The sequence below is a fragment of the Cupriavidus sp. 05L310 genome (assembly GCF_056398185.1).
Window position 1 is genome coordinate 138303 of the sequence record NZ_JBFTOX010000008.1, and the last position, 16734, is coordinate 155036.

Sequence of the window (16734 nt, forward strand, 5' to 3'; positions counted from 1 at the left end):
CGGCGCTCGACGCCGCAAGGAAGGCAAGGGGTTGCTTTGTGGTCCCCGCCGGGCTCTTGCCGGGGAGGGCGGGCGAGGTCATCCAGTCAACGCCGTCATGGCCACCTACGAGGAACCCAGAACGCATGCATCACGCTACCCCGCTCATCAGCACCATCGTCGGCGGCCTCGTCCTGGCGTTTATTCTTGGCGCGCTGGCCAACCGGCTCAAGCTGCCACCGCTGATCGGCTACCTGTGCGCGGGGATAGTGGTTGGACCGCATACGCCGGGCTATACCGCTGACCAGGCGCTGGCTCCCCAGCTGGCGGAGCTAGGGGTGATCCTGCTGATGTTCGGCGTTGGGCTGCATTTTTCGCTCAAGGACCTGATGGCGGTGAAGAAGATCGCCATTCCTGGCGCTGTGGTGCAGATCGCCATCGCCACCATGCTTGGCATGTGCGCGGCCTGGGGCTTTGGGTGGGAGTGGGGGCCTGGCCTGGTCTTTGGGCTGGCGCTTTCAGTGGCGAGCACCGTGGTGCTGCTCAAGGCGCTGCAGGAGCGCGAACTGGTTGAGTCGCCGCAGGGCCGGATTGCGGTCGGGTGGCTGATCGTGGAAGACCTGGCCATGGTGCTGACGCTGGTTCTGCTGCCGGCACTTGCAGGATTGCTGATGCCGTCTGGCGATGTGGCGGGCCAGGATGCCGCCGTGCCAGGCTCGGGCGAGATCTTGTTCACCGTGCTTGCCACCCTGGGCAAGGTGGCCGCCTTCGTCGCCGTCATGCTGGTGATCGGCCGACGCTTTATTCCGTGGATGCTGGAACGCATCGTCTGGACCGGCAGCCGTGAACTGTTCCGGCTCGCGGTGCTGGCTACCGCGCTTGGCGTGGCCTTCGGCGCCTATTCACTGTTTGGCGTGTCGTTCGCGCTTGGCGCGTTCTTTGCCGGCATGGTGCTGGCGGAGTCCGAGTTCAGCCATCGCGCGGCCGAGGAGTCGCTGCCGCTGCGCGATGCGTTCTCGGTGCTGTTCTTCGTTTCGGTCGGCATGTTGTTCAACCCCATGGTGCTGATCACCGATCCCTGGGGCGTACTGGCCACGCTGTTTATCATCGTGGTGGGTAAATCGCTCGCCGCGCTTTGCATCGTGCGGGTGTTCGGGCATTCCACCCACACCGGCATGACCATCGCGGTCAGCCTGGCTCAGATCGGCGAGTTCTCCTTTATCCTTGCCGGCCTTGGCGTCTACCTGAAGATCCTGCCCGAGCGCGGGCAGGCGCTCATCCTGGCTGGCGCGCTGCTGTCCATCGTGCTCAATCCATTGTTGTTCCACCTGCTCGACCGCTACAACGCCAGGCAAGCGGGCGAGGGTGATCCGCAGGCGGCCTGAGCGCGGGAGCGCGGCCGTTCAGTGGCCGCCGGCAGCGTCGCGGCGGAGATACTCGGTGAAGGCCAGCAGGCCCTGCGTCGGGTATTTGTCCTGGTGGACCACCAGATGCAACGGTCTCACTACCTCGGGCAAGCCTTCGCGCAGCGCTACCAGGGTACCCCGCTGCAATTCGTCCTCCACGACTTGCAGTGACAGGCAGCTCACACCGTAGCCGCTCATCACGGCGCGTTTGATGGCCTCGGAATTGCCCAGTTCCAGGGCAAAACGCAGTTCGCCCAAGAGCGGGGCCAGGCGTTGCTCGATGATCTCGCGTGTCCCCGAGCCGGGTTCGCGCACAATCCAGTCCGCATCGCGCAAGGCTTCAAGGTCGCCCTGCCGGCTTGCCAGCGGGTGTGCGGGACTGACCACTACCACCATCACATCGTCGCGCCAATGGGCGCTGCGCAAGTCTCGCTCGTGGCAGGTGCCTTCGATCAGCCCGATATCCGCTTCGAACTGGAGCAGCGCCTGCAGCACTTCGCGGGTGTTGCCGATGCGCATGTCGAGCGCGCAAGGCCCGCTCTGCGCGTGCCGAAAGCCCGCGAGCAAGCCGGGCAGGATATAGCTGCCGATGGTATTGCTGGCGGCAATGCGCAGTTGTACGCCGGGCTGGACGGTGAAGCGCTCGAGTTCATGGGCCTGATCCAGCAGCGAAAGCGCACGTGGGAAAAACAGGCGGCCGGTCTCATTGATGCTGAGGCGGCGCGCAACCCGGTCAAACAATGCGCCGCCCAGCGCGCTCTCCAGATCTGCCAGTGCCGCGCTCACGGCGGATTGAGACATCGCCAGCGCGTCGGCCGCCGCGACAGTGCTGCCGTGCTGCGCAACCGCGACAAAGACGGAGAGCTGGCGCAGGGTCAGGCGGAGAGGGCGCTGGTTCATATCTGAAATTCAGGTAACGTATAGCGATATTACCTGTTTTACAGGTTTTCGCCAGCTAAGTAGGCTTGGGACATGCTTAATTCGCGCCCCGAAGCCCTCCGGCTGCAGGGGTAAGGGATCCCGCCATGTCCACCACCTCTTCGACCGCAGTTGCCAGTCTTGGCGCCCAGCCGCCATCATGGCCGACAAGGATCCTGACCCTGGTGCCGTTGGGTTTCATCGCCTGGCTGGCCATGGTCTTCTCGGCCCACCCGGCCTTCTCGCACCTCGGCTTGAGCGCGCTGACGCTAGCCATGTTTGCCGGCATGGTGGCCGGAAATACCTTGCCGCAACGCTGGCTGACCCCGCTGGGGCCCGGCATGCAACTGGCGCGACAGCAGTTGCTGCGGCTCGGCGTGGCGCTGTACGGCCTGCGGCTGACCTTCGGCGCCATCGCCGACCTTGGCCTTGCCGGCGTGCTGGTACCTTTGGCCATGCTGGTGTCGACCATGCTGTTGGGCGTCTGGATCGGTTCCGCGCTGCTTGGACTGACCCGCCGGGAAGCGATCCTAGTCAGCGCGGGCAGCGCGGTCTGTGGAGCCGCTGCGGCCATCGCGGTCGCGTCGGTCGTGCGCACCGACGACCGTCAGACGGCTGTCGCCGTGGCCACCGTGGTGTTGTTTGGCACGGCGGGCATGCTGCTGTATCCCTATCTGTTTGAACTGGCCACGCAGCACTGGCACCTGGCAATCAGTGAGCGCACGTTCGGTATCTATACTGGCGCCACCCTGCACGAGGTGGCTCAGGTAATCGCGTCGGGCAAGATGGTCAGCGATGCCACCGCGGACGCCGCGGTAGTCACGAAGATGGTGCGCGTACTGGCGCTGGGGCCGTTGCTGCTGGTGCTCGCGCTGTGGCCGAAGGGTGCCCCCGGGGCCGAGGGTGAAAGGGCAACCGGCGCGCGGCCTTGGGGCGCGATCCTGAAGGCCGTGCCATGGTTCGCCGTGGGCTTCGTGGCGGTCATGGCGGTGCATTCCGCCGGCCTTGTGCCCGAGGACTGGAAGCCCACCCTGCTGGCGTTCGATAACTGGCTGCTCGCTTGCGCGATGCTGGCGATTGGCCTGCACACCCGCATCGGCACCTTGCTGCGCGCCGGACGCAAGCCACTTGTGCTGGCTGGCCTGCTGTTTGTATTTCTGGTGGTGGGAGGGGCGCTGCTGTGCGCGGTGGTGGCCTGATCGGGCCAATGGCGTCGCGGGTTGGATGCGTTGGGCTGGCCTGGCGAGGTGGATGCTGGTGCGGCCGACGGGGGTCGAACCCGTAAGCCCGTAAAGGCGGCAGATTTTAAGTCTGCTGAGTCTACCAATTTCTCCACGGCCGCACGGCAAGCCCGATATTGTGGTCGGTTGGGCGCGGTGATGCAAGCTCCGCGCGGGTGTCTGCCGGGATTGGTGCCAAGTGCAGGGGCGGAACGCGGCTAAGTGTCCTAAGTGTCTATTGTTACGCCTGGTAACAATGTAGCGTCCTCGGTTTCACCTGGAAATTTCCAGGATCCTACAATACGCCTTATCGAATAACGACTTGCAAGAGGCAAGGATCATGAAACGTTGGTTGCTCGCAGGACTCGCTTTGCTTGGAGCGCTGGCATCGGGTGCGGCAATGGCTCACGTGAGCGTTGGCGTGGCGATCGGTGTGCCCGGCGTGGTCGTGGGTGGCCCGGCTTATTATCCGCCGCCTGCCTATGTCGCCGGGCCGCCCGTGGTCATGGCACCGGCGCCGGTCTACTACGGACCGCCCCCGGTCGTGGTGCGTCCGGCCCCCGTCTATTACGGCCCTGCCTACTACGGTCCGCGCTACTATGGCCGAGGCTATTACGGACGAGGCTACTATGGCCCACCGGGGCATGGGCATGGGCATGACCACCGCCACTGGCGATAAGCATGAATGACCTGCGCCACGCAGGTTGTTAAAAGGGGCCCTCCGGGGCCCTTTTGTATTTCGGGTGCAGCTTGGAAAGGCAAACTGGGCGCGGCTAGACGGCTAAGGTTCCATAGTCGGGAGTGGGGTCAAAAAATTTGAAGAGTCAGATCAAACCGTTGCTCATATCTTTATTAGGGTTTCCACCTATACTGCTGCTGTGACACCGTGATGAAAAGATTCCGCAAGCTATCGCATCCGGTGCCCTTCCAGCCAGCACGATTCCCAAGAGGACCCGCCCATGAAAATCAAGAACACCCTGGTGGCGATTGCAGCACTGACCGCCCTCACCGCACTCTCCGCATCCGCTTTTGCCGCAGGCGTCAACAAGCGTGACCCGTACACCGATGGCGCCAAGATTGGCAAGGTCGATGCCTACACCGATGGCGCCAAGATGGGCAAGGTCGATCCTTTCACCGACGGCGCTCGCAAGGTGGATCCGTTCACCGACGGCGCCAAGGTAGGCGATCGCCGCGACCAGTTCAGCGACGGAGCCTGAGTTCGTGGGACGCAAGTCCGTGGCGCCTGAGGGCCACGGCAGTCCGCACACGGCAACCGTAGTAATGCAAAAGACCCGCCAGGCGCGGGTCTTTTGCTTTTTACGGGCTTGGCGCGGACCGCCGGGCCCATGGTCATGCCAAGGGCCGTGGCGCTATACTTCCGGCTCATTGAAACGATTTTCGAGGAGAGTGGTATGCAGCAAAAAACCGTGCTGACGGCAGATGATGTGAAGAAGGTGCTGGCCGCAGCCGAGCTCGAGGCCAAGAATCACCACTGGGCGGTGTCGATCGCCATCGTGGACGACGGCGGCCACCTGCTGGCGCTGCAACGCCTGGATGGCGCTGCGCCGATCTCGAGCTATATCGCTACCGAGAAGGCACGTACGTCGTCGCTGGGCCGTCGCGAGTCGAAGGTCTACGAAGACATGATCAACAACGGCCGCCACTCGTTCATGACCGCGCCTGTGATGCAAGGCATGCTGGAGGGTGGTGTGCCTATCGTGGTTAATGACCAGGTCGTGGGTGCGGTTGGCGTGTCGGGCGTGAAGTCGACCGAAGACGCGCAGATCGCGCGCGCGGGTATCGCCGCCCTGGGCGTCTGAGACTCGTCTGCGAGCCAGAGCAGAGTGTAGTGCCGACAGTGAGCCAGGCTCACTGTCGCGGCATCCGCCTCTCGTTGCGGACGAAAGTCCTTGTCTTTCCCGATGCTGAAGCCTGTCGACGGGTTTCGCTGCCAGGCGCCGGTTCCGGTAGCCAGACTCCCCTCATCGCATCATTCCATCGTCGCATCGTCTACCTGCTGCATGGCCGTTGCCAGGGCGGCTGGGAACGCTTGCGCAGGGCGCGTCGCCGTGCGACTACTTGGTCAGAATCAGCTTGCCGTAACGGGTGATGCGCAGCGTGTAGACCTCGCCGTTATGCAGGATGGGCAGCAGGTTGTTACCGCGCATCAGCGTCTCCAGTGGCACCGCATCGCCCGCCGGCGCCGCGGAGAGGCTATCGCGCACCAGGGCTTCGAGCCGGGCGGGCAGGCCGGCTACGGCAGATTTCATCGATTCGATCGCCGCGCTGGCCGGGTTCTCGCGGCGCGCTTGTGCAGGCTTGCTGGGGGTGACTTCAACCCGGCGCAGGGAAAGGCGGCGGCGGGTGACTTCATGCGGTTGCGACAGCGGCAGGGTCAGGGTGCTCATCGGTGGGCTCCGGTCCGGTGGTCCGTGGTGTCAACGCGGGACTGCGTATTGCCACGACCGGGTTCAAGGTCGCTCAATCTTAAATGAGAATTGTTATCATTACAATAGAGATTTTTGATTGCGGATGGCCTCGGCCGAACCTGCATTCCGGCGCCGCTATAAGTGGCATAAGGCGCATTTTCCAGGCAAACAAAAAGGGCACTTCATGGAGTGCCCTTTTTGTGCCTGTTGCGCTGCCGCTCCAGCGGATGCGGCGCGTTCAAGCCGTCAGTGCTTGGGTTCGGTGATGAACCCGATCTTGCCGAGTCCGCCGTGCTGCGCGGCGGCCATGACTTCCGCCACGCGCTCGTAGCGCACATCGCGATCGGCGCGCAGGTGCAGCTCCGGCTGCGGCTGCTGCTGCGCGGCCTGGGCGATGTTGGCCTCAAGCGTCGGCTCGTCTACTTCCGCCTGGTTCCAGAAGACCTTGCCGTTGGCATCGATTGACAGGTTGATGTTCTGCGGCTTGGGATCGTTGGGCGTGTTGGTCGCCCGCGGGAGGTCGATCTTGACCGCGTGGTTGATCACGGGAATGGTGATGATGAAGATGATCAGCAGCACCAGCATGACGTCGACCAGCGGCGTCATGTTGATTTCGCTCATTACTTCGTCATCGTCCGAATCGAGGGTGCCGAATGCCATGATGACTTCCTTGTTGCCTTGCTACGGCCTTACTGGTTCTTGACTGCGAGGCGCACGCTATTGTCGTCGGGGCGGGCGCTGGTCGGACGCACACGGGCACCGGTGACGAAATAGGCGTGCAGGTCGTGGGCGAAGCGATTGAGCTTCGAGATCACGCCCTTGTTGCCGCGGGTCAGTGCGTTGTAGCCGAGCACGGCGGGGATCGCAACGGCCAGGCCGAAGGCGGTCATGATCAGTGCCTCGCCCACCGGGCCCGCCACCTTGTCGATGGTCGGCACGCCGGAGGCGCCGATGTTGATCAGCGCGTGATAGATGCCCCACACGGTGCCGAACAGGCCAACGAACGGGGCCGTGGAACCGACCGAAGCCAGCACAGCCAGGCCCGATTGCATGCGCGCGACGGCGTCGTCGATGGCGCTCTTGAGCGAGCGGGTGATCCAGTCCGAGATGTCCATCACATCGTGCAACTGGGGCTGGCTGGCGCGGTGGTGCTGCGCGGCCTCCTTGCCGGTCATGGCGAGCGAACGGAATGGGTTGGCGTCGCTGCTGCCGAGCGTTTCGAGGGCGTGATCGAAATCGTCGGAGTGCCAGAATTGCTTTTCGGCGCCGTGCGCCATTTTCTTCAGCCGGAAGAGATCCCACGCCTTCGTGAGAATCACGATCCACGAAGCCAGCGACATGATGAGCAGAATGATGGCGGTGGCACGCATGACGAAATCGCCTTGCGTCCAGAGGTGGGAGAGTCCGAGGTCCTGCATGTTGGTTCCTGGTGAGGTCGGTATTGAAATCAGTTGAGTTCGAACCCGATCGGCTGCTGGGCGGTAACCGCCACGGCACGACCGTTGTCCAGATATGGCTTGCAGCGCATGCGTTGCACCGCGTCCACGGCAGCCTGGTCCAGGCGGGAAGATCCGCTTGAGCTCACGACAGCAGTCTTGACCACCTTGCCGGTCTCGTCCGTGGTCAGACGAACCACGGCCTTGCCGGTTTCACCCATGCGGCGCGATTGCGACGGATAGGTGGGTTGCGGCGGGCTGCACTGGATTTCGCCGATGCCAACCGCGCGTGGCGCCGCCGACACCGGAGCGGGAGGCTCGGGGGCGGGCGCCGGAGGGGCCGGGGGGGCAGGTGGCGCGGGCGGCGCTTCCACGGCATTGGGTGTCGGCGGCAGCGAAGCCACCGGCGTCGGCGTGGGGCGCGGTTGCGGCGGAGTGGGCTTGGGCGTGGTGACCTTCACTTGCTTGGGTGGGGTCTCCGGCTTGGGCTTGGGTGTTTCGACGGCAGGTTTCTGAGGCGGCTCGAGCGGGATGATGCGGGCGACGATTTCCGGAGAGATCACGGCCTCCGTGATTTTACGGCCCAGCCCGCTCTGGATCAGGTAAAGCAGTCCGGCGTGGAACAGCAGGACGGCGAGCGTGATCTTGAAAAAACGTTGATCGAACATGAGAAAACAGCAGATGTCGGCGAATTGGCGCGGCGCCGGCTTTATTAGCGATAGGGCCTATTTGCGATAGAACAGGATCAGCGAGATGCCACAACCGACCAGCAAGCTAAGCAGCAATTCCATGATAAACGCTCCTTCAACAGTGATGCCGGTGGGAGCGCCGCTCTTGAGGCAGCGTGTCAGGCGATGAGTATAAACGATAATGATTCTTATTTGTTGGCGTTTTTGTGCATCGCATTCTTGCGCTGCCGCGCAGCCGTCTTTATACGCCGATTTGGCCGTGCACTACCGGCGCCGCGACAAAATGCGTGTTCTCGTACGGCACAGGGTTGCCGGCAATGCCCGATCTGCCACAAAGCGCGCTAGCATAGGAAAAGAAGAGCAATTCGCCGCGCCGGTGACGGCGCTCCCCCGTGCGAGAGGACCAGGCCATGGACTTCACCCGTTTCGCCGAAGACGACCGCTCGACACTCCTGCGCGCCGCTGCCGGCGCGCCGTGTACTTCCGCGCTTGACTGGATGTGTGCCCAGTTCGCCTTGCGTGTCGTGTGCTCGCTGGGACCAAGATTCAACCTGCGCAGCAATATCAACGACATCCTGACTGTCAGCGCCCAGGAGATGGTGTGGCCTTATGGCGTGGTGCTGCGCGTGCAGCGTTTCCTCGCCGCGCGCTGCGCCGACATGCCTGCCTGGAAGGGCGCTGCGCGCCTGACGCCGGAAGAGTTCCTGGAGCGGCACGGACAATGGAACAGCGCCTTTGATGAAAGCGCGCTGTTTTATTACCTGGACGAGTACGTCAAGCACCACGCCAAGGATATGTTTGCCGTTTTCGACGCGTCGGCGGCGGCGCTGGCCGCGCGGCTGGACGGCGAGCGCGTGCTGCTGGTACGCAATATCGACATGCTCAGCCATGTGCTGGATTTGCCCGAGCACGAGCGCAAGCTGCTGCTCTACGCGGCGCTGGCCAAATACAAGCGCGATCTGCGCGCCGTGATGGTGGATTGCAAGGTGGCGCACAGCCAGGAGGCTTTCCAGATCCTGGCGGGACTGACCGGTGCCAGCCCTGCCGCGGTGGCCGCTTCGCTGCGGCCTGGTTCGCGCCTGGAGACGCTCAACCTGATCGAGCAGCCACTGCCCGAGAACAGTGTGACCGATCTCGGCGACCTCATGCGTTTGTCGGATCGCTTGTTGCACGTGCTGCTCGGCAATTACGCCAATGAAGCCGAGATGATGGCGGTGTTCACGCGTCCGGCGGCCGCGCCCACGCTCGGCACCGGCGACTATCCGCACGTCGAGACCGATGCGCGCTACCTCTCCGCCTTGCTCGCGAACGCCACGCGGCAGCACGCCTGCGGCGTGAACGTGCTGATCTACGGCCCGCCTGGCACCGGCAAGACCGAGTTCGCGCGGCTGCTCGCGCGCGAGGCAGGGTGTGAGCTGTATGAAGTGGACTGCCTGGACCGTGACGGCAACAGCCTGTCGGGCAAGGACCGTTACCGCTCGCTGCAGGTGTCGCAGGCATTCCTGCGTGGCCGTCCGCGCACGGCACTGCTGTTCGACGAAGTCGAGGATGTGTTCCCGGGCAGCGCGCGCGAGCTGACCAGCCTGTTCGGCCAGGAGGACACGCGTGGCTCCGTGAACGGCAAGGCGTGGGTCAACCAGACCCTGGAGCAAAATCCGGTGCCGGTGATCTGGATCTCCAACTCGATTCGCCAGATCGATCCGGCTTACCTGCGCCGCTTCCAGTTTCATCTGGAGCTGAAGATCCCGCCGCCGCTGGTGCGCGAGAACATTATCCGCAAGCACCTCGGCACGCTGGACGTGAGCGATGCCTTTATCGCTTCGCTGGCGGCGCGCAAGACCCTGACGCCGGCACAGGTGCAGTCGGCGGCGCGCTTCGTGCAACTGGCGGGGCCCGGCGTTGCCGAACCGGTGGAGGCGCTGATACTGCGGCAACTGGACCACGCCGACCGCGCCATGGGTTTGCGCCCGGAAGTGGAAGGGCGCCCGGTGGTGACGCACTATCGCCTGGATTACCTCAACCTGGAGACGCGCTACGAAGTCGGCAAGATCGTGCAGGCGCTCAAGGCCAGGCAGCGCGGCACGTTGTGCTTCTACGGACCGCCGGGCACGGGCAAGACCGCGCTTGCGGAGCATATCGCGGCCGCGCTTGAACAGCCGCTGATGATCCGGCGCGCCTCCGACCTGATGAGTAAATACGTGGGGGAAACCGAGCAGCAGATCGCCGCGATGTTCGCTCGTGCCGAGGAGGACGGCGCGGTGCTGCTGCTGGATGAGGCCGACAGCTTCATGCAAAGCCGGCAAAACGCGGTGCGCAACTACGAGGTGTCGGAGGTCAACGAGATGCTGCAGGGCATGGAACGCTTCAACGGCATCTTCGTCTGCACGACCAACCTGTTCGAGCGCATCGACGAGGCGGCGCTGCGGCGTTTCTCGTTCAAGATCCGCTTCCTGCCGCTCAAGGCGGACCAGCGTACCGCGATGTTCATCGAGGAGGCGCTCGATACCGATGCCGGCCGCCTGGACCCGGCCATGCGCGCGGAGCTCGCGAAGATGGATTGCCTGACGCCGGGCGACTTCGCCACGGTAAAGCGTCAGTGCGTGTTGCTCGGGGAAACGTTGACCCCCGATGAATTCCTGGCGCAGTTGCGCCAGGAACATGCGGTCAAGCCCGATGTGCGGCAGCGCCGGCCGCTGGGCTTCCTGCAGTAGCCGGATGGGACGGCGCGGGCCTCAGTCGACTGCGGGCGCGGGCTCGATCACCAGCGTTTCCGCCAGCGTGTCCACATGCAGCAGCGCCGCTGCCATGGCGCGCAGGTGGGCGGCGTCCTTGGTGGAGGTATAGCGGTCGACGGGCACGGCACCGGCATCGGCGGTCATGCCGTGCTCGGCCAACTTGCGGCGCAGTTGCCGTGCGATGGCGTCGCCGGTATCGACCAGCGTCAGGCGGTCTCCCACCAGTTCGCGCACGGTGTCGGACAGGAAGGGGTAGTGGGTACAGCCGAGCACCAGCGTATCGGCGCCGGCCTCGAGCATCGGCGACAGGTAGGCGGTCAGTTTCTCGCGCACGGCCGGCCCGTCCACATTGCCTTGCTCGATCAGCGGCACCAGCCCGACACCGGCCTCGCAGAGGAACCGGCTCTCGCCTTCCAGTGAGGCGAGCAGGCGGCCGAACTTCGCGCTTTTCAAGGTGTTGCCCGTGGCCAGCACGCCAACGACTTTGCTGCGGCTCGCGGCGGCAGCCGGTTTCAGGCCGGGTTCGACGCCGATGATGGGCAGCGTCAGCCGTTCGCGCAGCGTGTGGATCGCGTGCATGGTGGCGGTGTTGCAGGCGATCACCAGCGCTTTGCAGCCCTGCGACACCAGCCATTCGCAAACCTGCAGCGTGCGCGCTTCGACAAAACGCTCGGGCTTTTCGCCATAGGGCGCGTACTTCGAGTCGGCCACGTAGATCAGCGATTCATGCGGCAGCAGGGCGCGGATCTCGCGCAATACCGACAGGCCGCCGAGGCCGGAATCGAAAATGCCGATGGGTGCGTTGTTCACGGGAAGGGAAGAAGGCAAATCAGGCAATCAAGAAGTCAGGTAGCAAAAAGCCGGGTCGGATGACCCGGCTTTCGCTGACAGCATGGCTATCACGGCGAGGCTTGAATGACAACGCCGGATTTACAGCGCCGCCACCGGGATCTTGCCGATCTTGGCCTGCCATTCGGCGGGGCCGGTCTTGTGCACCGAAGTGCCTGCGCTGTCCACGGCCACCGTCACGGGCATGTCCTTGACGTCGAACTCGTAGATGGCTTCCATGCCGAGGTCTTCGAAGCCGACCACCTTGGCCTCCTTGATGGCCTTTGCCACCAGGTAGGCTGCGCCGCCGACCGCCATCAGGTAGGCCGACTTGTGCTTCTTGATGGCCTCGATCGCCACCGGGCCGCGCTCGGCCTTGCCGATCATCGAGATCAGGCCGGTTTCGGCCAGCATCATCTCGGTGAACTTGTCCATGCGGGTAGCGGTGGTGGGGCCTGCCGGGCCAACGGCTTCGTCGCGCACCGGGTCGACCGGACCCACGTAGTAGATCACGCGGTTCTTGAAGTCCACCGGCAGCTTTTCGCCCTTGGCCAGCATGTCGGCGATGCGCTTGTGGGCAGCGTCGCGGCCAGTCAGCATCTTGCCGTTGAGCAGCAGGGTCTGGCCCGGCTTCCACGAAGCGACTTCTTCCGGCGTCAGCGTGTTCAGGTCCACGCGCTTGGAAGTCTCGGTGTTCGGTGCCCACTCGACCTTCGGCCAGGCCGACAGGTCAGGCGCTTCGAGCTTGGCCGGGCCGCTGCCGTCCAGCGTGAAGTGCACGTGGCGGGTAGCCGCGCAGTTCGGGATCATCGCCACCGGCTTGGAAGCCGCGTGGGTCGGATAGCCCATGATCTTGACGTCCAGCACGGTGGCCAGGCCGCCCAGGCCTTGTGCGCCGATGCCCAGCGCATTGACCTTCTCGTACAGTTCGACGCGCAGTTCCTCGATCCAGTCCTGCGGGCCGCGGGCGATCACGTCCTGGATGTCGATCGGGTCCATCAGCGATTCCTTGGCCATGACCATGGCCTTCTCGGCGGTGCCACCGATGCCGATGCCCAGCATGCCCGGCGGGCACCAGCCGGCGCCCATGGTCGGCACGGTCTTGAGCACCCAGTCGACGATGGAGTCGGACGGGTTGAGCATGACGAACTTCGACTTGTTCTCCGAGCCGCCGCCCTTGGCCGCCACCTGGATGTCCACCGTGTTGCCTGGCACCACTTCATAGTGGATCACGGCGGGGGTGTTGTCCTTGGTGTTCTTGCGGCCGCCTTCGGGCGGGTTCACGATGGATGCGCGCAGCACGTTGTCCGGGTTGGTGTAGCCGCGGCGCACGCCTTCATTGATCATGTCCGACAGCCCCATGGTGGCGCCGTCCCAGCGCACGTCCATGCCCACCTTGACGAAGATCGTCACGATGCCGGTGTCCTGGCAGATCGGGCGCTTGCCTTCGGCGCACATGCGGCTGTTGGTCAGGATCTGCGCGATCGCATCCTTGGCCGCGGGACTCTGCTCCAGCTCATAGGCGCGGCCCAGGCTGGTGATGTAGTCCATCGGGTGGTAGTAGCTGATGTATTGCAGGGAGTCGGCGACGCTCTGGATGAGGTCTTCTTGTCTGATGACAGTCATTTTATGGGGAGGACAATCGAGGGGAAATTCAACCCGGAATCATACACCGAGGAGGGGGGGCCGCGCCGGGGCTGCATGCGCGTGTCGACATTGTCTCGGGTGATGCCGGGTGCACGCCGCGCGGCGAAAGCGGCACCCTGCGAGGCTGGTCTCAGTGCCGCGCCTCGTCCCGGTCCGCACGCCAGGCCCGGCGGGCCAGCGGCCCGGGCCAGCTTGCCAGCGCGATGCCGGCCAGCACGCAGCCAAGCGCCACGCCGTGCGGCCAGCCCGGCTTTTCCCCGAGGAAGACGATGCCGTACGTGGCGGCCGCGATCGGCAGCACCGCGGTGAACACGCCGGCCAGTTGCGCAGGCACGTGGCGCACGCCTTTCATCCACAGCCAGAACGAGAAGATGCTGGCCGACAGTGCGTACCACAGCAACATCAGCCAGATGGTCGTCGGGGCCGAGGCCATATCGAAACTCAGCAGCGGCACCAGCCCCAGCGGCAGCATCAGCAGCCCGCCGATCAGGTGCGTATAGGCGCAGATCTCGATGGCGGCCAGGGTTTGCGCGAGGCGCCGCGAGAGGATCACGTAGATCGACTCGCAGATCACCGCGCCCATGATCATCAGGTTGCCGACCAGGGCGTTCTCGCCGCCGCTGCCGCCACCGTGATCCGTGCCCCGCGCCACGTTCAATACCGCGATGCCGGCCACCGCAAGCAGCACAGAGAACACCGTGCGCCGCGACAGCCGCTCGCGCAGGATCAGCCAGGAGAGCAGGGCCACCGTGGCCGGGATGGTACTGGTGATCACGCCGGCGGCCATGGCGCTGGTCAGGCGCACGCCGCCCAGCATCAGCAGCGTGAACAGAAACGTCCCGAAGAAGGCTTGCAGGAAGAGATTGAGCCACTCGCCGCGCGACACTGCGCGCATGCGCGACGGACGGTACCAGGGCGCCAGGCAGACAATGGCGATGGCGAAGCGCAGCAGCGCGAACAGCAGGATCGGCACGTAAGCCACGATGGCCTTGCCCAATCCGACATTGCTGCCGACAAGGGCCATGGCGGCAATCAGGAAGAGGGCGTGGATGGGCACGAGGTTTGGGGTGGAACTGCGCTTCTACGGTGATTTGGGGTGCGCCCCCCGATGGATCGCGATGGCGCGCATGGGAGAGGGCGATCCGGTAGCCGTGCACATGGCGTGCAAGGCGCATCCCTGCAAGCGGAGTCCGCAATGCCGCAGCGCCATGTTCGGAATAGGACTCGCGGCATTATAGCTGTGCTAGCCTAATGGAGAGGGCTGCACTTCCTTGCCCGCAGGTCTTGTCACGTACCGCGCCGGAATACCCGGCGGCGATCCATGTTGCGATGCAGCAGGCGGCACATCGGTGCGGACAGGCGCGCGGGCCGCTTTTGCAGCGTCAGGTTTAAGTAAGCCGTCGAGCGTAACTTGCAGCCAGGCTGCCACGCTATATCAGGAGACAAACAAATGTCCGCCATCGAGTCGGTGATGCAGGAGCATCGCATTTTCAATCCCCCCGAATCCTTCGCCAAGCAAGCCGCGATCCCCAGCATGGAGGCTTACCAGGCGCTATGCGATGAAGCCGACCGCGACTACGAGGGGTTCTGGGCGCGCCACGCCCGCGAGCAACTGCATTGGACCAAACCCTTCACCAAGGTGCTCGACGAGAGCAATGCACCGTTCTACAAGTGGTTCGAGGACGGCGAGCTCAATGCCTCCTATAACTGCCTGGACCGCAATCTGGATAACGGCAATGCGGAGAAGGCGGCCATCGTCTTCGAGGCCGACGACGGCACCGTCAGCAAGGTGACGTACCGCGAGCTGCATGCCAAGGTCTGCCAGTTCGCCAACGGTCTGAAAGCGCTCGGCGTCAGGAAAGGCGACCGCGTCGTCATCTACATACCTATGTCCATCGAGGGCGTGGTGGCGATGCAGGCCTGCGCCCGCCTTGGGGCGACCCATTCCGTGGTGTTCGGCGGCTTCTCCGCCAAGTCGCTGCAGGAGCGGCTGGTCGACGTGGGCGCGGTGGCACTGATTACCGCCGACGAGCAGATGCGCGGCGGCAAGGCGCTGCCGCTCAAGGCCATCGCTGACGAAGCACTGGCGCTGGGCGGCTGCGAAGCCGTGAAGAATGTGATCGTGTACCGCCGCACAGGTGGCAAGGTCAACTGGAACGAAGGCCGCGACCGCTGGATGGACGAAGTCGCAGCCGGCCAGCCGGAGACCTGCGAAGCGGAACCCGTCAGCGCCGAGCATCCGCTGTTCGTGCTCTATACGTCTGGCTCCACCGGCAAGCCCAAGGGCGTGCAGCACAGCACCGGCGGCTACCTGCTGTGGGCGCTGATGACGATGAAGTGGAGCTTCGACATCAAGCCCGACGACATGTTCTGGTGTACCGCCGATATCGGCTGGGTCACCGGGCACACCTATATCGCCTACGGTCCGTTGGCCGCCGGCGCTACCCAGGTGGTGTTCGAAGGCGTGCCCACCTATCCCAACGCCGGCCGCTTCTGGGAGATGATCGCGCGCCACAAGGTCAGCATCTTCTACACCGCGCCGACCGCGATCCGCTCGCTGATCAAGGCCGCCGAGGCCGACGAGAAGATCCATCCCAGGCAATACGATCTGTCCAGCCTGCGCCTGCTGGGCACGGTGGGCGAACCCATCAACCCCGAAGCCTGGATGTGGTACTACCGCAATATCGGCGGCGAGCGCTGCCCGATCGTCGATACCTTCTGGCAGACCGAGACCGGTGGCCACATGATCACGCCGCTGCCGGGCGCCACGCCGCTGGTGCCGGGTTCCTGCACCTTGCCGCTGCCAGGCATCATCGCGGCAATCGTCGATGAAACCGGGCAGGACGTACCCAATGGCAGTGGCGGCATCCTGGTGGTCAAGCGCCCGTGGCCTTCGATGATCCGTACCATCTGGGGCGACCCGGAACGCTTCAAGAAGAGCTACTTCCCGGAAGAACTCGGTGGCAAGCATTATCTCGCCGGCGACGGTTCGATCCGCGACAAGGATACCGGCTACTTCACCATCATGGGCCGCATCGACGACGTGCTCAATGTCTCGGGTCACCGCATGGGCACGATGGAGATCGAGTCCGCGCTGGTGTCCAACCCGATCGTGGCCGAAGCCGCGGTGGTTGGCCGTCCGGACGACATGACCGGCGAGGCCATCTGCGCCTTCGTGGTGCTCAAGCGTTCCCGTCCGAACGAGGAAGAGGCCAAGCAGATCGCCGCCGAGTTGCGCAACTGGGTGGGCAAGGAGATCGGCCCGATCGCCAAGCCCAAGGACATCCGCTTCGGCGATAACCTGCCCAAGACGCGCTCCGGCAAGATCATGCGGCGCCTGTTGCGCTCGCTCGCGAAGAACGAAGAAATCACCCAGGACACGTCCACCCTGGAAAACCCCGCCATCCTGGACCAGCTCAAGCAGGCACAATAACGGGGTTCCCGGCC

15 protein-coding genes and 1 tRNA gene are annotated in these 16734 nt (G+C 64.3%); 7 read left to right on the top strand and 9 right to left on the bottom strand.

Annotation, left to right across the window (positions count from 1 at the left end; genetic code table 11):
• Positions 1–125 precede the first annotated feature (125 nt).
• Complete coding sequence (locus AC1DS6_RS07965; RefSeq protein WP_477102372.1) at positions 126–1364, top strand: cation:proton antiporter domain-containing protein; 1239 nt, start codon at positions 126–128, stop codon at positions 1362–1364.
• Between the two features lie 18 nt (positions 1365–1382).
• Here the strand turns inward: AC1DS6_RS07965 and AC1DS6_RS07970 are convergent, their stop codons facing one another.
• The gene (locus tag AC1DS6_RS07970; protein ID WP_045235563.1) at positions 1383–2285 is read right to left on the bottom strand and encodes a LysR family transcriptional regulator; all 903 of its coding nucleotides are present in this window, start codon (positions 2283–2285) and stop codon (positions 1383–1385) included.
• 125 nt (positions 2286–2410) lie between these two features.
• Between AC1DS6_RS07970 and AC1DS6_RS07975 the strand changes: the two genes are divergently transcribed.
• Positions 2411–3502 carry a YeiH family protein gene (locus AC1DS6_RS07975; RefSeq protein WP_441632569.1) on the top strand — a complete coding sequence of 364 codons (1092 nt, stop codon included), beginning with the start codon at positions 2411–2413 and terminating at the stop codon, positions 3500–3502.
• Positions 3503–3558: 56 nt separating this feature from the next.
• Here the strand turns inward: AC1DS6_RS07975 and AC1DS6_RS07980 are convergent.
• Positions 3559–3645 (bottom strand) — tRNA-Leu (locus AC1DS6_RS07980).
• Positions 3646–3863: 218 nt separating this feature from the next.
• On the opposite strand from AC1DS6_RS07980, the gene AC1DS6_RS07985 reads away from it, so the two are divergent.
• From AC1DS6_RS07985 to AC1DS6_RS07995, 3 genes are all read left to right on the top strand, one after another.
• The gene (locus AC1DS6_RS07985; protein ID WP_477102373.1) at positions 3864–4202 is read left to right on the top strand and encodes a hypothetical protein; all 339 of its coding nucleotides are present in this window, start codon (positions 3864–3866) and stop codon (positions 4200–4202) included.
• 280 nt (positions 4203–4482) lie between these two features.
• The gene (locus AC1DS6_RS07990) at positions 4483–4740 is read left to right on the top strand and encodes a hypothetical protein (protein ID WP_276287391.1); all 258 of its coding nucleotides are present in this window, start codon (positions 4483–4485) and stop codon (positions 4738–4740) included.
• 195 nt (positions 4741–4935) lie between these two features.
• Positions 4936–5343 carry a heme-binding protein gene (locus AC1DS6_RS07995; RefSeq protein WP_276287392.1) on the top strand — a complete coding sequence of 136 codons (408 nt, stop codon included), beginning with the start codon at positions 4936–4938 and terminating at the stop codon, positions 5341–5343.
• A gap of 255 nt (positions 5344–5598) precedes the next feature.
• Here the strand turns inward: AC1DS6_RS07995 and AC1DS6_RS08000 are convergent, their stop codons facing one another.
• From AC1DS6_RS08000 to AC1DS6_RS08015, 4 genes are all read right to left on the bottom strand, one after another.
• Entirely contained in the window at positions 5599–5931 is a 333-nt protein-coding gene (locus AC1DS6_RS08000; RefSeq protein ID WP_441632573.1) for a hemin uptake protein HemP, read from the bottom strand.
• Between the two features lie 267 nt (positions 5932–6198).
• The gene (locus AC1DS6_RS08005) at positions 6199–6612 is read right to left on the bottom strand and encodes an ExbD/TolR family protein (protein WP_441632575.1); all 414 of its coding nucleotides are present in this window, start codon (positions 6610–6612) and stop codon (positions 6199–6201) included.
• A gap of 29 nt (positions 6613–6641) precedes the next feature.
• A complete protein-coding gene (locus AC1DS6_RS08010) occupies positions 6642–7370 on the bottom strand; it encodes a MotA/TolQ/ExbB proton channel family protein (RefSeq protein WP_441632576.1) in 729 nt (242 codons plus the stop codon).
• Positions 7371–7399: 29 nt separating this feature from the next.
• On the bottom strand, positions 7400–8056 hold the full coding sequence (locus AC1DS6_RS08015; RefSeq protein WP_441632578.1) for an energy transducer TonB: 657 nt from the start codon (positions 8054–8056) through the stop codon (positions 7400–7402).
• A gap of 431 nt (positions 8057–8487) precedes the next feature.
• Between AC1DS6_RS08015 and AC1DS6_RS08020 the strand changes: the two genes are divergently transcribed.
• On the top strand, positions 8488–10788 hold the full coding sequence (locus AC1DS6_RS08020; protein ID WP_441632580.1) for an AAA family ATPase: 2301 nt from the start codon (positions 8488–8490) through the stop codon (positions 10786–10788).
• A gap of 21 nt (positions 10789–10809) precedes the next feature.
• Here the strand turns inward: AC1DS6_RS08020 and murI are convergent, their stop codons facing one another.
• The 3 genes from murI to AC1DS6_RS08035 all read right to left on the bottom strand — a co-directional run bounded on the left by murI (position 10810) and on the right by AC1DS6_RS08035 (position 14344).
• Positions 10810–11622, bottom strand: coding sequence for a glutamate racemase (gene murI, locus AC1DS6_RS08025; RefSeq protein ID WP_441632582.1), 813 nt, complete (start codon positions 11620–11622; stop codon positions 10810–10812).
• A gap of 120 nt (positions 11623–11742) precedes the next feature.
• A complete protein-coding gene (locus AC1DS6_RS08030) occupies positions 11743–13266 on the bottom strand; it encodes a fumarate hydratase (RefSeq protein WP_276287777.1) in 1524 nt (507 codons plus the stop codon).
• 151 nt (positions 13267–13417) lie between these two features.
• A complete protein-coding gene (locus AC1DS6_RS08035) occupies positions 13418–14344 on the bottom strand; it encodes a DMT family transporter (RefSeq protein ID WP_441632585.1) in 927 nt (308 codons plus the stop codon).
• Positions 14345–14737: 393 nt separating this feature from the next.
• Here AC1DS6_RS08035 and acs point away from each other — a divergent pair, with 393 nt between their 5' ends.
• The gene (gene acs, locus AC1DS6_RS08040; protein WP_477102374.1) at positions 14738–16720 is read left to right on the top strand and encodes an acetate--CoA ligase; all 1983 of its coding nucleotides are present in this window, start codon (positions 14738–14740) and stop codon (positions 16718–16720) included.
• The last annotated feature ends 14 nt before the right edge of the window (positions 16721–16734 follow it).